The following is a 12080-nucleotide window of genomic DNA, read 5'->3' as shown; positions in this document are numbered from 1 at the left end:
GTGGAACTCCGTTGAAATATGGGTCAGGAACGCAGCGCGACCAGCGTCACGGCAGCGGCGGGATCGGATTGATAGGTCAAGGCGCGTGCTTCCAGCCGCTCCAGCTGGTCCATCGCCGACGAGCAGGCGTAGCCGTACTTGAGGCGCACGCGCTCGCTGGCGAGGTTCAGCGCGGTGCGGCTGCGTTGCATGAAGTCGTCCAGCGGATAGCGTTCGCCGGCCTGCAGGTAGTCGTGGATGACGGTGGACGGCGAATAGCAGTCGGTGACGCTATCGTCCGGCCAGCGCACGGTAAAACGGACTTCAGGCATCGCTGGTCTCCTTCGATGGAACGTGAGGCAATCGGGACGGCGCGCAGCCGATCAGCGCTTCGTCGGCAAAATCCCACAGCAGCGTGCGCGCTTCGCCATCGCCATGGCGCAGGTGTACGCGGTGGCTGGCGTTGGTGCGGCCGATGACGCCGCACGCCAGTTCGCGCGCGCTGAAGCGCGCCATGACGGCGGCCAGGTCGGCATCCGCCACGCTGAGGATGAAGCCGTAGCTGGGGAAGGTGGTCAGCCAGCGCTCCAGTGCCACGCCGGCGGGACGTGGGATCGCGGCCAGGTCGATCTCGGCGCCGATGCCGGAACATTCCAGCAGCATCAGCGCCGTGCCGACCACGCCGGCCATGCTGATGTCCTTGGCGGCGCGGCACAAGCCGTCTTCCGCGATGGCGGGCAGCAGTTCGAGGTCGGCGCGCAGGCGTTCGGGCGGCGCGCCAAGGCTGGCGTTCCAGTAATCGTAAGGTTCGTGATAGCGGCCGCGCGGGTCGCAGACCACCACCAGGTTTTCGCCGGGCTGGGCGTCAAAGCTGGTCAGCAGCCTGGTTGCGCGGCCGGTAATCGCCACCGACAGCTGTTCGCGGTCGCTACGCCGGTTGCTGTGGCCGCCGACGATCGGCACCTGGTACACGGCCGATGCCGCCGCCAGGCCGTCGAGCAGCGGCTGCGCCGCATCGCCGCCGCGGCTCCACAACGCGTCGACAATCGCCAGCGGCCGGCCGCCCATGGCGTAGATGTCGCTGACGTTGACCATCACGCCGCAATAGCCGGCAAACCAGGGCTCCCTGGCGACGAACTCGTTGACGAAGCCTTCGATGGCCAGCAGCAGGTAGCGGTCGCCGTCGGGAATGGCGGCGCAGTCGTCGCCATTGCGCACCGTGCCGCCTCTGGACAGCGTGCGCACCACCTGGTCGATATCGCGCTTGTGGGCGATGCCTGCCGAGTCGCGCAGCAGCGCGGTCAGGCGTTCCAGTTCCGCGCTCATGCGCTGTCCCGCGAGCAGGTGAAGCCGATGTCGGCGTCATGGATCGGCGGGTAGAACGACAGGTCGGCGCGCATCAGGCTATGCGGCCGGCCGTGCATGAGGACTTCGTGCAACGGGTCCCAGTGCAGCTGCTCGAACATCGGCACATTCTGCTGCTGCACGTGGGCCAGGAAGGTGCGGCAGCCCAGCGCCTGCGCGGCGCCGACCGCCAGCTTGATCAGGCCGCTGCCGACCGCCGCCTGGCGCCGCGCGCTGCGCGCCACCGCCAGCCGCGATCCCCACCAGATATCGTCGCCAGCATGGTGGATGCGCACGGTGCCGATCACCTCTCCAGCGCTGCCGGCAATCGCCACCAGCGTCAGCGCGGTGGTGTCGATGTGGTCGCGGTCGTCGCCGTCGAACAGGCCCTGCTCGCCGCAGAACACCTGATTCCGCAGCTGGCGCGCGCCGTCGCGCTGGGCGATGGTGGTGGCCAGTTTGATGCGCGCCGTCAGCTGCGCGGTGGATGTCGCGAGACTCATGATGGCTTCCTTTCAAACGTGGACAGCGACGAGCACGCGCCGCAGCGGCCGCAACCGGCCTTGATCTCGCCCGAATGCAGGCCGCCGGCGCCGAGCATTTCACCTAGCGGCGCCAGCAGCTCGCGCATCATCTGCGCCGACGGCGCCGGATGGTCTTCCAGCGGCGTGCCGGCGATCGGCACGAACGGCACCACGAAGGGATAGACGCCGATGGCGATCAGCTGTTCGCAGCAGCGCAGGATGGCTTCCGGCGTGTCGCCCAGGCCGGCCAGAATGTAGGTGCTGACCTGGCCGTGCCCGAACACGGCGACGGCGCGCTCGAAGGCGTCGAAATAGCGGCTCAGTGGCACGCTGGCCTTGCCCGGCATGATGCGCGCCCGCACTTCCGGCGTCACCGCCTCCAGGTGCATGCCCAGCGCGTCGATGCCGGCGTCGCGCATGCGCGTGAACCACGCGTCGTCATCGGGCGGCTCGCACTGGCCCTGGATCGGCAGGTTGACGGCCGATTTCACGGCGAACGCGCTGTCGCACAGGATGGCGGCGCCGCGGTCGGTGGCGTTCGGCGTGCCGGTGGTCATGACCATGTGCTTGACGCCGTCCAGCAGCACGGCGGCGCGCGCCACCTCGGCCAGCTGTTCCGGCGTCTTGCGCAGGATGGTGCGGCCGGCCGCCAGCGACTGGCCGATGGAGCAGAACTGGCACGACTTGCGCCGGCTCTCGTAGCGGATGCAGCTTTGCAGCACCGTGGTGGCCAGCACGTCCCTGCCGTGCAGCGTGGCGATGTGCGAGTACGGCACGCCGTCCAGCGTCTGCATCTTGTAGAAGCGCGGCTGGCGCGGGAAGGAAATCATGCCGATGGTGCGGCCGTCGCGCATGATGGCGCTGCGGCCGTCGGCGCCGGCCGGCGCGGCCAGGTAGGGCGAGTTGAAGGCGCTGCCGGTGTGCACCGGAATCATGACGGTGGTGCCGTCGACGGTGACGGCCTTGTGGTCGGACGGCCCGGCGCCGCCGCGCCGGCTGGGGGCGCCGGCGCTTGGATCGGCCAGCCGCATGCCGAGCGACTGCAGCTCGGTGATCAGCTGTTGCGCAGGAATTTCGGAAGTGAGGATGTTCATGCGGCTGCTCCTTACAGATTGGTGGGCGAGACGGCGCGGTCGTCGATCCTGAGACTGAGCAGCTCAGGGCGCGCATAATGGCCGACCGAATCCATCATGCGTTTGCGCTTGGTGATCAGCGCCATGTCCAGGTCGGCGATGACGATGCCTTCGCCGGAACGCAGCGGTTCCGCCAGCAGCACGCCTTCCGGCGAGACGATGGTGGTGCAGCAGCCGCCGCGCAGCGCCTTCTGCACCGCCGGATCGGGCGTGATGGCGGCGATCTGGCTGTCGGTCAGCCAGCCGGTGGCGTTGACCACGAAGCAGGCCGATTCCAGCGCGTGGTGGCGTATCGTCACCTCCATCTGGTCGGCGAAGATCTGGCCGACCATCGAGCCGGGGAACTGGGCGCAGTGGATCTGCTCGTGCTGCGCCATCAGCGCGTAGCGCGCCAGCGGGTTGTAATGTTCCCAGCAGGCCAGCGCGCCGACGCGGCCGACGGCCGTGTCCACCACTTTCAGGCCGCTGGCGTCGCCCTGCCCCCAGATCATGCGTTCGTGATAGGTGGGCGTGATCTTGCGCCGCTTGAGCAGCAGCTCGCCGTTGGCGTCGAACACGATCTGGGTGTTGTACAGGCTGCCGTGATCGCGTTCGTTCACGCCCAGCACCACCACCACGCCATGCTCACGCGCGGCGGAGGCGACGGCGTCGGTGACCGGCCCCGGCACCGTGGGCGCCCGCTCGTACAGCAGCAAGTGTTCGGCGCCAGCTTGGAAAGGCGGATGCACGAACGAAAAGTACGGGTAGTACGGCACAAAGGTTTCGGGAAACACCACCAGTTCCGCCCCTTGCGCGGCGGCGTCCGCAATCGCTTGCAGCACCTTGGCCAGCGTGCCGTCGGCGCTGTCGAAATCCGGCGCGATCTGCACCGCCGCCGCCCTTACCGTCTTTTTGGTCGTTGTCATGTCCGCCCCGCTGCGCTTACAGCGTCCAGGTGTCGATGATCACCGCGTTGGCGCGCAGGTGCAGCAGCTTCAGGTCCAGCACGTCCTGCGGCGCGATGGCGCGGATGCCTTCGATCAGCGACGGCTCGCCGTGGCCGTACAGCGCCTGCAGCGCGAAGCGGCAGGCATACACCTTGCCGCCTTCGGCCATGAACTTGACCAGCTGGTTGTTCTGGTTCAGGTGGCCCGGGAAGGCTTCGTCGCCCAGGGTCGGGAAGCCGCGCTGCAGGCCCAGCGTGACGCCCGGACCATACAGCAGCACCGTGGTCTCGTAGCCCTTGCGCTGCAAACGCGTGGCTTGCAGCAGGTTGACGAAACCGATCGAACCTTCGAAGGCCACGGTGTGGAAAGTGACCAGCGCTTTTTCGCCCGGCAGGGCTTTGACGTCCTCGAAGACCTTCTCTTCGTAATCAACAAAATAATCGCCTTTGGCGTGTGGCTTGTGGTCGATGGCAGGCATGGCGTGTCTCTTAAAAGTAGGTTGAGGTGGGTATCGCACAACAGCGTCGCGACACCCGGATTGAATGCATGCGCCATGCCATGCAATGTGGTTTTCGGCCTCCTGTGACTGGATCAAAATCCATACAATACGGCGATTTTCCGGCTGCTTCCCAGCGCATTTTTCCGACGTACTTTTGCGCTAAAAACAGCACTCCATTCAAGTCGTGCAGTCAATCCCGCATTGGGAGTTTTTCCTTATGGAATCAGGGTGCATCAAAAGCGTGCGCCTGCGCCGCCGCTTGCCGCGTTTCGGTGCAATCTGGCGGGATTTTTCCGGCACGAAATATGCATACAATTTTTCATCGCCCACCAACATTGACTGGATCGACTGTGCCGAAGAACGCCAACGGATGGATACCGAAACTGAAGAAGGGACATGGCCCTGTCTACAAGCTGATCGCCGACGCCATCGGCGCCGACATCGCCACCGGCCGCCTGGTGGCGGAGCAGCGGCTGCCGGCCCAGCGCAGCCTGGCCGATGCGCTGGGGATCGACTTCACCACGGTGGCGCGGGCCTATACCGAGGCGCAGAAACGCGGCCTGGTGGATTCCACTGTGGGCCGCGGCACCTTTGTCTGCGGCAAGCGCGCGCTGGCGATTCCGCGCGCCGTGGCGGCGCGGCCGAATGTCGATCTGTCGATGAACATGCCGCCCGAGGCGTTGACGCCCGAGTTAATGGAGCTGATGCGTTCCGGCCTGTCCTCCATCGGCGGCGATATGTGCGCCCTGCTGCGCTATCAGGACTTCGGCGGTTCCACGCTGGACCGCGAAGCCGGCGCACTGTGGCTGCGGCGGCGCGGCCTGGCCATCGAACCGGAACGGCTGCTGGTGGTGCCCGGCGCGCAGGCGGCGTTGATGGCGATCCTCAGCACCATCGCCCCGCCCGGCTCGGTGGTGTGCTGCGAATCGCTGACCTATCCTGGCCTGCGCGCGCTGGCCAGCCTGCTGAACCTGCGGCTGGTGGGCCTGCCGATGGATGGCGAAGGCATCGACGCGCTGGCCTTCGCCGCCGCCTGCGCCCAATATGCGCCGCAGGCCCTGTACTGCAACCCGACGCTGCTCAATCCAACCACGCTGACGATGTCGGCCCAGCGCCGGCAGGCGCTGGTGCAGGTGGCGCGCAACTACGGCGTACCGATCATCGAGGACGATGCCTACGGTTTTCTGCCGCGCAGCAGCCCGCCGCCGATCGCCGCCATCGGCGCCGATGTGACCTATTATGTGGCGGGCATGGCGAAGTGCGTCGGCGCCGGCCTGCGGCTGGCCTACATCGCCGCGCCGGATGCGGTGTCCACCGCCCGCCTGGCAGCGGCGGTGCGCGCCACCACCGTGATGGCGGCGCCGTTCACGGCGGCGCTGGCCAGCCGCTGGATACGGGAGGGCACGGCCGACCTGGCGTTGAACGCAATCCGCAAGGAATCGATGGCGCGTCAGCGGCTGGCGGCGCGCATCCTGCCGCCGCACAGCTATGCGTCGCAGCCGGAAGCGTTCCATTTGTGGATACGGTTGCCCGAGCAATGGGACCGCCTGGCGCTCACCGCCCATCTGCGCGCGACCGGCATCGGCGTGGTGCCGAGCGATGCGTTTGCGGTCGACGGCCAGCCGCCGCAGGCCATCCGCGTCTGCATCGGCGGCATCGCCGACCAGGAGGAGATACGCCAGGCGCTGCAGCGCATAGGCGAAGCGCTGCAGCACTCGCCGCTGGAAACGCCGGCCGTGCTCTAGCCGGCGGTCAAGGCGAAGGCTGCAGTCCCAAGGTCCGGCCAGGGAACCCTGCCGCATCGAAATACCAGGCGCCGTCCACCTGCTGGTACTGCAGGATGGTTTTCAAGCCGTTGCTGGCGGGCTGCGATGAAATGGTCTTTTTCCGAACCTTGGGCATGGCACCGCCCGGCATGGTTTCGGTCAATACGCGGCCGGTGAGTTTTCCGGTGTCGGGTATTTTTACGCCCAACAGGGCCGCTATCGTTCTGCTGACGTCGACGTTGCTGACAGGAGCGGCATCGACAAAGCCTTGCTTGAAGCTGGGGCCGTTGGCGGCGGTGAAGTTAAAGGTGTCGCCCCGGCTGAAACTGCCGTGCATGCCCTGCCCCTGTTGCAGCGTGCTGTCCGCCACTTCGACCGAACAGGCGGTCGGCACGGCGCAGCCGGAACTGAAGGACTTGAAGTTCACCACCATGGCCGGACGCGGCGTCGCGGCGCTGCCCTCCAGGTTGATGTCGCGCAGCGCCAAGGCGCCTTTGAATTTTCCCAGGCGGCTATCGACAAAGATGCCGCTGACGTAGTCTTGCGACAGCAGGAAATCGATGATCTTCTGCGCCAGGGCACGCGAGTTGGCCCTGGTGGCTTTCTGCGGCAGATAGATCAGGTCGGAACCGCCGTTGCCGGCAACGATGACCTGCGGCGCGAGGGGATCATCGCCGATGAGTCCGTTGGAGAATTTGGCGTGCTGTTCATCGCCGAGCAGCAGGTTTTTCTGATCCGGGTCCCAGAGCTTTTTACCCAGTGCGTGGGCGATGTCCTTGGCCAGGAAGCCCGGTGGCAGGAAGTCTTGCGGCACGTCGGCATAGGCGATGCGCGCCGCATAGCTGGTATCGCTCTGTTTCGATACCGTCGAGAAGCCATGGTCCGCCGATACGATGATGTCGGTGGTGGCTTCCAGTCCCAGTGCGCGCAATTGCCGTCACCGTGCCCGGCACGGTGGCCGAGCCGACGCTGCCGTTCGCGCCGCGCGAAGGCGCCGCCGGCGCCAGCCCTTCCCTGGCCAGTCCGTCCTTGACCCACTGCGCCAGCGGAATGCCCGCCGGGCTGCCGGTGGAGTCGTCGGCGATGATGCTGTTGTCGCCGGAGCGGTCGGTGTGGCCGAAGATCAGCGTGGGGCCGAGCTTGCCGACCGCCGCGGTGTTGAAACCGGCCTTGCGCGCGGCTTTCATCACGGTCTCCTGATTCAGGAAATCGCCGGAAAAGTGTTCATCCACGTCGCCCAGCACCGCATCGTTTTCCAGGAAGGGCGTAACCGAGCCATTCGCCGGGCCGACCTGGTATCCCGTATGGATGGTGTTGCTGAAGTCGCCCGTATCGCCCAGGTAGTGGCCGGTGGCAAACACCGACGCGTTGGCGGTGGTAAAGGTCGGGAAGACGGAATGGCTGTTGCTGAAGGCGACGCCGGCGTCACGCAGCGCCGCCATGGCAGGCGCGTTGGCGGCGGTCACCATTTCCGAGCGCATCCCGTCCGGCACGAACAGAATAACGTTATGCGGACGATCGGCCGCCATGGCTGGCGTCAGCGCGGTGGCGATCAGCGTTAATGCAAAGGAGAGCTTGAGTTTCATGTACGACCTTTCAAGGAAAGCAGAGCTTGGTGATGTTGAAGGATGATGTGTTTACAGTTAATTAAATTTGCTGTGGCCGATGCGCTGGGCGCGGTAAATGCCGGTGTGGCCGGAGAAAAAATAGGCGGTGATACAGCCGATGGCGGCAAGCGGACCAATCTCGGGGCCGAACAGCTCCATGGCCATCAGCGTGGTGGCGATGGGCGTGTTGGCGGCGCCGGCAAACACCGCGACGAAGCCGATTCCCGCCAGCATCGCAAACGGCAGGTGCAGCAGCGGCGCCAGGGCATTGCCCAGCGTCGCGCCGATGTAGAACAGCGGCGTCACCTCGCCTCCCTTGAAACCGGTGCCGAGGGACATCACCGTGAAGCAGAACTTGCCGAGAAAGTCCCACGGCTGCATCGGCTGCTGGAAGGACCGCACGATGTCCGGAATACCCAGGCCGATGTAGTGGTAAGCGTCCAACGCCCAGACCGCCGTGGCAATCGCGATACCGCCAACCGCGGGGCGCAGCGGCGGGTAGCTGATGAAGCGCTTCACCAGCGCGTTCAGCTTGTGGGTTGCGGCGGCGAACATTTTCCCCACCAGGCCGAAGACGATGCCGGCGATCGCGACCGCCAACGCGCTCCACAACCCGAGCGGGACCATTTCGCCTATCGCGTAGTGAGTATGCTGCACGCCCCAGGCCAGGCATACGAGGTGCGCGCCGATGGCCGCCACCACGCACGGGAACAGCGCGTCGTAGCACATGCGGCCGATCAGCAGCACTTCCAGCCCGAACACGGCGCCGGCCAGCGGCGTACCGAACACCGACGCAAAGCCGGCGCTGATACCGGCCATCAGCAGGATGCGCCGGTCGGCGTGCTCCAGGCGGAACACGTGGGTCAGCTGGTCGGCCAGTGCGCCGCCCATCTGCACGGCCGTGCCCTCGCGTCCCACCGAGGCGCCGAACAGGTGGGAGACCAGCGTTCCACCCAGCACCAGCGGCGCCATGCGCAACGGCACGATTTTTTGCGGATCGTGGATTTCATCGATGATGAGGTTGTTGCCGGCATCGACGGTTTTGCCCAGCAGGTCGTAAATCAGTCCCACGGCAAAGCCGGCGACCGGCAGCAGCCAGATCACCCAGCGGTGCGACTCGCGCCACGCGGTCGCCGCATCAAGCGAAACAAGAAAAAAGGCGGAAGCGCTGCCGGCCAGCACGGCGACAATGCCGGCGATGATCAGCCACCTGGCCATGTACAGCGGTAAGGCGAACTGCTGGGAAAAGTTGGTATTGCGCATATGGTCATCTCTGCTCGAATGAATCGGGCTGACCAACGGCAAGGGATGTGAACGCGAACGCCTACAGCCCCGACCGTGGTCAGGTTCTGTAGACGTCATCAGCTGCGAAGAAAATCGCGGCGGTTAATGTAACAACGGGAGGAACGTCATCTCCCGCCATTAATGTAACGGATTGCTGGGCTGCCGTCCAGCGGGATTGCGCTTAACGGGCCAGCGGCCGCGCCGTCACGCCCTCATTGGTGATGGCCACCGGCTTGATGGTGCCGTCCGCGTTGAAAACCATGCGGTCGATCGCCAGTTCGCGGTGATTGCCGTCGGTTTCATTGAGCGGGCGGCGATGGTAGGCGATGTACCAGTCGTCGGTGCCGGGAATGTTGACCACCGAGTGATGGCCGGCGCCTTTGGCGACCTTGCTGTCCTGCTGGAGGATTTTGCCGATGCGCTTGAACGGGCCGAACGGTGACGAGCTCATGGCATAGGCCACGCTGTAGTCCGGACCGGTCCAGCCGCCCTCCGACCACATGAAGTAATACATGCCGTTGCGCTTGGCCATGAACGGGCCTTCGACGTATTCCGGGTCCGGCGTGATTTCCTTGTAGGTGGTGCCGTCCGGGAAAGGCACCACGCTCAACAGGTCCGGCGCCAGCTTGACGACGTTGGCGTGCTTCCAGCCGCCGTAGTACATATAGAACTGGCCGTCGTCGTCCTTGAACACCATCTGGTCGATCGGCTGCGCGCCGTTGTGGATCTGCCCGACCAGCGGCTTGCCGAGCGCATCCTTGAACGGGCCTTCCGGCTTGTCACTGACAGCCACGCCGATGCCGCCGAGCTGGTCGTTGGTCTTGATGTCATTGGCGCCGAAGAACAGATAGTATTTTCCCTTGTGCTCGATCGCCGACGGCGCCCACACGGCATAGGCCGCCCACGAGACGTTCTCCACGTCGAGCACGTGCGGATGCTTGGTCCAGTGCACCAGGTCCGGCGACGAGAAGGCATTGAAGAAGGTAATCTTCAGGTACGGCGCCCAGATCAGGTCCGATTGCGCGCGCATGTGCTGCTGGGCCGGGGTGAAATTCTTCGAGACATCAGGCGTGCCGTAATCGGCGGAGTACGTCGGGTAGATCCAGTATTGGCCGTTGAAGATACGGATTTCCGGATCGGCATACCAGCCCGGCACAATGGGATTGGTGGCGTGCGAGGCGGCCGCCGCGCCCGCCAGGCTCAACGCGGCCAGAAAACGGTATAAATGGTTTGTTTTTTTCTTTTGCATCATCGTGCAAGTCTCCAGAAGATGGTCGGCAACGCCCGCGGTCGTCATGCAGCTTGTGCCGGAGTACGGCGGCGCTTTCGCGCATGCTGTCCAGGCCAGTGGCATGTCCGGCAATGAGTTGGCAAAGAAGCACAATCTAACATGGACTGCGCTGATGGTCCATCCGTCTTCGCGCCGCATGCAGTGTTTAGCTAGTCTACTAAATATCCGGACTGTGCAATGAAGGCCTGCACGGCCTTCGGGTCGCCGTAGGCAAGCTCGATCATGGCGCGGATCGCTGCCTGTTTGTCCGTTGCCCGGTCGTAGTAGCACTTGGCAATTTCATAGCCAACAAAATAACCCATGTCGGACACGCCGAAGACATTGCGGTCGCTGTTGTAGAGCCAGTCGCGCCAATCGGTAATATCCATGTCAGCCTTGAAGCGCCGGCGTACCTCGTCCCGGTGCGCAGGGCCGTAGACGTAGAGCGCCAGCGGCGCCCTCTTCCCGGTCGCCAGTTCGGCGACGAATTCCGCCACGCCTTCGTAGACCACCCGAGCGGCCAGTGTTTCGGCTGACTCCTGCTGTTGGGTATGCACATATTCATGCACATTGTTTTGGCTGTTGTTGGCGAAAGGCCGTGTCTTGAAGTAGGCGCCAAGCCGGGTGCGCAATGGTTCGCGCAGTTCCGACACATCGACCGTTTCGTCCGACAACGCGATCTCGGCGCCGATCAGCACCATATTGCCCGTCGTGGTGCCGCCGGTGCGCAGGATGCCGATCGCGTAGGTGATGCTGGCGGGCTTCAGCTCGGGATATATGCGCCGCAAGGCTGCAATATCGCTTTCCAATGACGCGGCGGCCTCTTTCGCGCGCGCCGTCAGCGGGCGGATCGAATTCCAGAAGCGAGGATACTGCTCGATGGCCTCCACATATTCCGGCAGCGTGTAGCGGCGCGCTGCCATCAAGGCGCGCAGGCCCGGTGTAGCCGGGTCCAGATACAGATGCTGCAGCAGTTCCAGCCTGGCCGCCGTATCCTTGGCCGCACGTACGGCGTCATAGGCTTGCCAGAAGCGGTCGATGTCACCGGTCTGTACAATGGATTCCTGCGGCGTAGCAACGGTGGCCGACACTGGCAACAAGAGCAAAGCTGCGGTAATCAACGGCAGGAATTTCTTCATGTCCAGTCTCCGAATGCGCACGTCAAAATAGCGCTTGCTGTTGACTGCCTTCGAAATGACAGCCCTCGACAGTCAGCAATACCTGTTTGGCCTTTAGTCCTCCGGCAAATCCGGTCAGCGCGCCGTCGGCGCCGATGACCCGGTGGCATGGCGCGATGATGGAGATGGGGTTGCGGCCGTTTGCCGCGCCCACTGCGCGCACGGCGGTGGGCAGGCCGATCTGCGCGGCGATTTCGCCGTAGGTGCGGGTTTCGCCGAACGGAATGGTGAGCAGCGTCGCCCACACTTTCCGCTGGAACTCGGTGCCTTTGAAGTCCAGCTTGACATCGAAACCACTGCGGCGGCCGGCAAAGTATTCGGCCAGCTGCCGCGCCACCTCGTTCAACACCGCGTTGTCCAGATTTTCGGTCAGCGGTTCCAGCTTCACCCGGTGCGGACGATCGTTTTCCCACAAGATGGCCGCCAGCGCGTCACCCCTGGCTACCAGGCGCAGCTTGCCGACGGGCGAATCGACCCACATGCATTCATAAGACATCTTCATTCTCCGTACAGGCGCCAGACACGCGCCGGATAGCGCCGCCAGTTGGCTAAATTGCGCTGAGGCGCGAT

The 12080-nt window shown here is 64.8% G+C and carries 12 protein-coding genes and 1 riboswitch; of the genes, 1 reads left to right on the top strand and 11 read right to left on the bottom strand.

The window, feature by feature from the left end:
- Positions 1-23: 23 nt before the first annotated feature.
- The 6 genes from GJ698_RS01015 to GJ698_RS00990 are packed head-to-tail and all read right to left on the bottom strand — an operon-like array spanning position 24 to position 4384.
- The gene (locus GJ698_RS01015) at positions 24-311 is read right to left on the bottom strand and encodes an MSMEG_0570 family nitrogen starvation response protein (RefSeq protein ID WP_154355726.1); all 288 of its coding nucleotides are present in this window, start codon (positions 309-311) and stop codon (positions 24-26) included.
- Positions 304-1305: a sll0787 family AIR synthase-like protein gene (locus GJ698_RS01010; protein ID WP_154355725.1), complete on the bottom strand. Its 1002-nt coding sequence runs from the start codon at positions 1303-1305 to the stop codon at positions 304-306. The genes GJ698_RS01015 and GJ698_RS01010 overlap by 8 nt, the downstream gene beginning before the upstream one ends.
- Positions 1302-1826 carry an MSMEG_0567/Sll0786 family nitrogen starvation N-acetyltransferase gene (locus GJ698_RS01005; RefSeq protein WP_154355724.1) on the bottom strand — a complete coding sequence of 175 codons (525 nt, stop codon included), beginning with the start codon at positions 1824-1826 and terminating at the stop codon, positions 1302-1304. The genes GJ698_RS01010 and GJ698_RS01005 overlap by 4 nt, the downstream gene beginning before the upstream one ends.
- The gene (locus GJ698_RS01000) at positions 1823-2941 is read right to left on the bottom strand and encodes an MSMEG_0568 family radical SAM protein (RefSeq protein WP_154355723.1); all 1119 of its coding nucleotides are present in this window, start codon (positions 2939-2941) and stop codon (positions 1823-1825) included. Before GJ698_RS01000 ends, GJ698_RS01005 begins: the two co-directional genes overlap by 4 nt.
- Before the next feature lie 11 nt (positions 2942-2952).
- A complete protein-coding gene (locus tag GJ698_RS00995; protein ID WP_154355722.1) occupies positions 2953-3885 on the bottom strand; it encodes a Nit6803 family nitrilase in 933 nt (310 codons plus the stop codon).
- 16 nt (positions 3886-3901) lie between these two features.
- On the bottom strand, positions 3902-4384 hold the full coding sequence (locus GJ698_RS00990; RefSeq protein WP_154355721.1) for an MSMEG_0572/Sll0783 family nitrogen starvation response protein: 483 nt from the start codon (positions 4382-4384) through the stop codon (positions 3902-3904).
- 371 nt (positions 4385-4755) lie between these two features.
- Between GJ698_RS00990 and GJ698_RS00985 the strand changes: the two genes are divergently transcribed.
- Positions 4756-6150 carry an aminotransferase-like domain-containing protein gene (locus tag GJ698_RS00985; protein WP_371865093.1) on the top strand — a complete coding sequence of 465 codons (1395 nt, stop codon included), beginning with the start codon at positions 4756-4758 and terminating at the stop codon, positions 6148-6150.
- Positions 6151-6923: 773 nt separating this feature from the next.
- Here the strand turns inward: GJ698_RS00985 and GJ698_RS30580 are convergent.
- The 5 genes from GJ698_RS30580 to GJ698_RS00960 all read right to left on the bottom strand — a co-directional run bounded on the left by GJ698_RS30580 (position 6924) and on the right by GJ698_RS00960 (position 12006).
- Positions 6924-7757 (bottom strand): alkaline phosphatase family protein, encoded by an 834-nt coding sequence (locus GJ698_RS30580; protein WP_208023745.1) that lies wholly within the window; start codon positions 7755-7757, stop codon positions 6924-6926.
- 57 nt (positions 7758-7814) lie between these two features.
- Positions 7815-9041: a voltage-gated chloride channel family protein gene (locus GJ698_RS00975; protein ID WP_154355719.1), complete on the bottom strand. Its 1227-nt coding sequence runs from the start codon at positions 9039-9041 to the stop codon at positions 7815-7817.
- Between the two features lie 82 nt (positions 9042-9123).
- Positions 9124-9204: riboswitch (Fluoride riboswitch) on the bottom strand.
- A 39-nt stretch (positions 9205-9243) separates the two neighbouring features.
- Complete coding sequence (locus GJ698_RS00970; protein ID WP_229259780.1) at positions 9244-10314, bottom strand: glycoside hydrolase family 43 protein; 1071 nt, start codon at positions 10312-10314, stop codon at positions 9244-9246.
- A 188-nt stretch (positions 10315-10502) separates the two neighbouring features.
- Entirely contained in the window at positions 10503-11471 is a 969-nt protein-coding gene (locus tag GJ698_RS00965; RefSeq protein WP_154355718.1) for a DUF2268 domain-containing putative Zn-dependent protease, read from the bottom strand.
- Positions 11472-11493: 22 nt separating this feature from the next.
- Positions 11494-12006, bottom strand: a complete 513-nt coding sequence (locus GJ698_RS00960; RefSeq protein ID WP_154355717.1) for a methylated-DNA--[protein]-cysteine S-methyltransferase — start codon at positions 12004-12006, stop codon at positions 11494-11496.
- Positions 12007-12080: the final 74 nt, after the last annotated feature.

Origin of the sequence: Duganella aquatilis (assembly GCF_009674565.1) — a bacterium.
In the GTDB taxonomy this organism is placed as follows: domain Bacteria; phylum Pseudomonadota; class Gammaproteobacteria; order Burkholderiales; family Burkholderiaceae_D; genus Rugamonas; species Rugamonas aquatilis.
Note: the sequence above shows the minus strand (reverse complement) of the source record. Positions and strands in the feature narration are given on the sequence as shown.

Bases quoted from the DNA above. Each gene is read 5' to 3' on its own strand.
- GJ698_RS00970 (WP_229259780.1), bottom strand. From the start codon at position 10,314: ATGATGCAAAAGAAAAAAACAAACCATTTATACCGTTTTCTGGCCGCG.
- GJ698_RS00975 (WP_154355719.1), bottom strand. From the start codon at position 9,041: ATGCGCAATACCAACTTTTCCCAGCAGTTCGCCTTACCGCTGTACATG.
- GJ698_RS00960 (WP_154355717.1), bottom strand. From the start codon at position 12,006: ATGTCTTATGAATGCATGTGGGTCGATTCGCCCGTCGGCAAGCTGCGC.
- GJ698_RS01010 (WP_154355725.1), bottom strand. From the start codon at position 1,305: ATGAGCGCGGAACTGGAACGCCTGACCGCGCTGCTGCGCGACTCGGCA.
- GJ698_RS01015 (WP_154355726.1), bottom strand. From the start codon at position 311: ATGCCTGAAGTCCGTTTTACCGTGCGCTGGCCGGACGATAGCGTCACC.
- GJ698_RS00965 (WP_154355718.1), bottom strand. From the start codon at position 11,471: ATGAAGAAATTCCTGCCGTTGATTACCGCAGCTTTGCTCTTGTTGCCA.
- GJ698_RS00990 (WP_154355721.1), bottom strand. From the start codon at position 4,384: ATGCCTGCCATCGACCACAAGCCACACGCCAAAGGCGATTATTTTGTT.
- GJ698_RS00995 (WP_154355722.1), bottom strand. From the start codon at position 3,885: ATGACAACGACCAAAAAGACGGTAAGGGCGGCGGCGGTGCAGATCGCG.
- GJ698_RS01005 (WP_154355724.1), bottom strand. From the start codon at position 1,826: ATGAGTCTCGCGACATCCACCGCGCAGCTGACGGCGCGCATCAAACTG.
- GJ698_RS30580 (WP_208023745.1), bottom strand. From the start codon at position 7,757: ATGAAACTCAAGCTCTCCTTTGCATTAACGCTGATCGCCACCGCGCTG.
- GJ698_RS01000 (WP_154355723.1), bottom strand. From the start codon at position 2,941: ATGAACATCCTCACTTCCGAAATTCCTGCGCAACAGCTGATCACCGAG.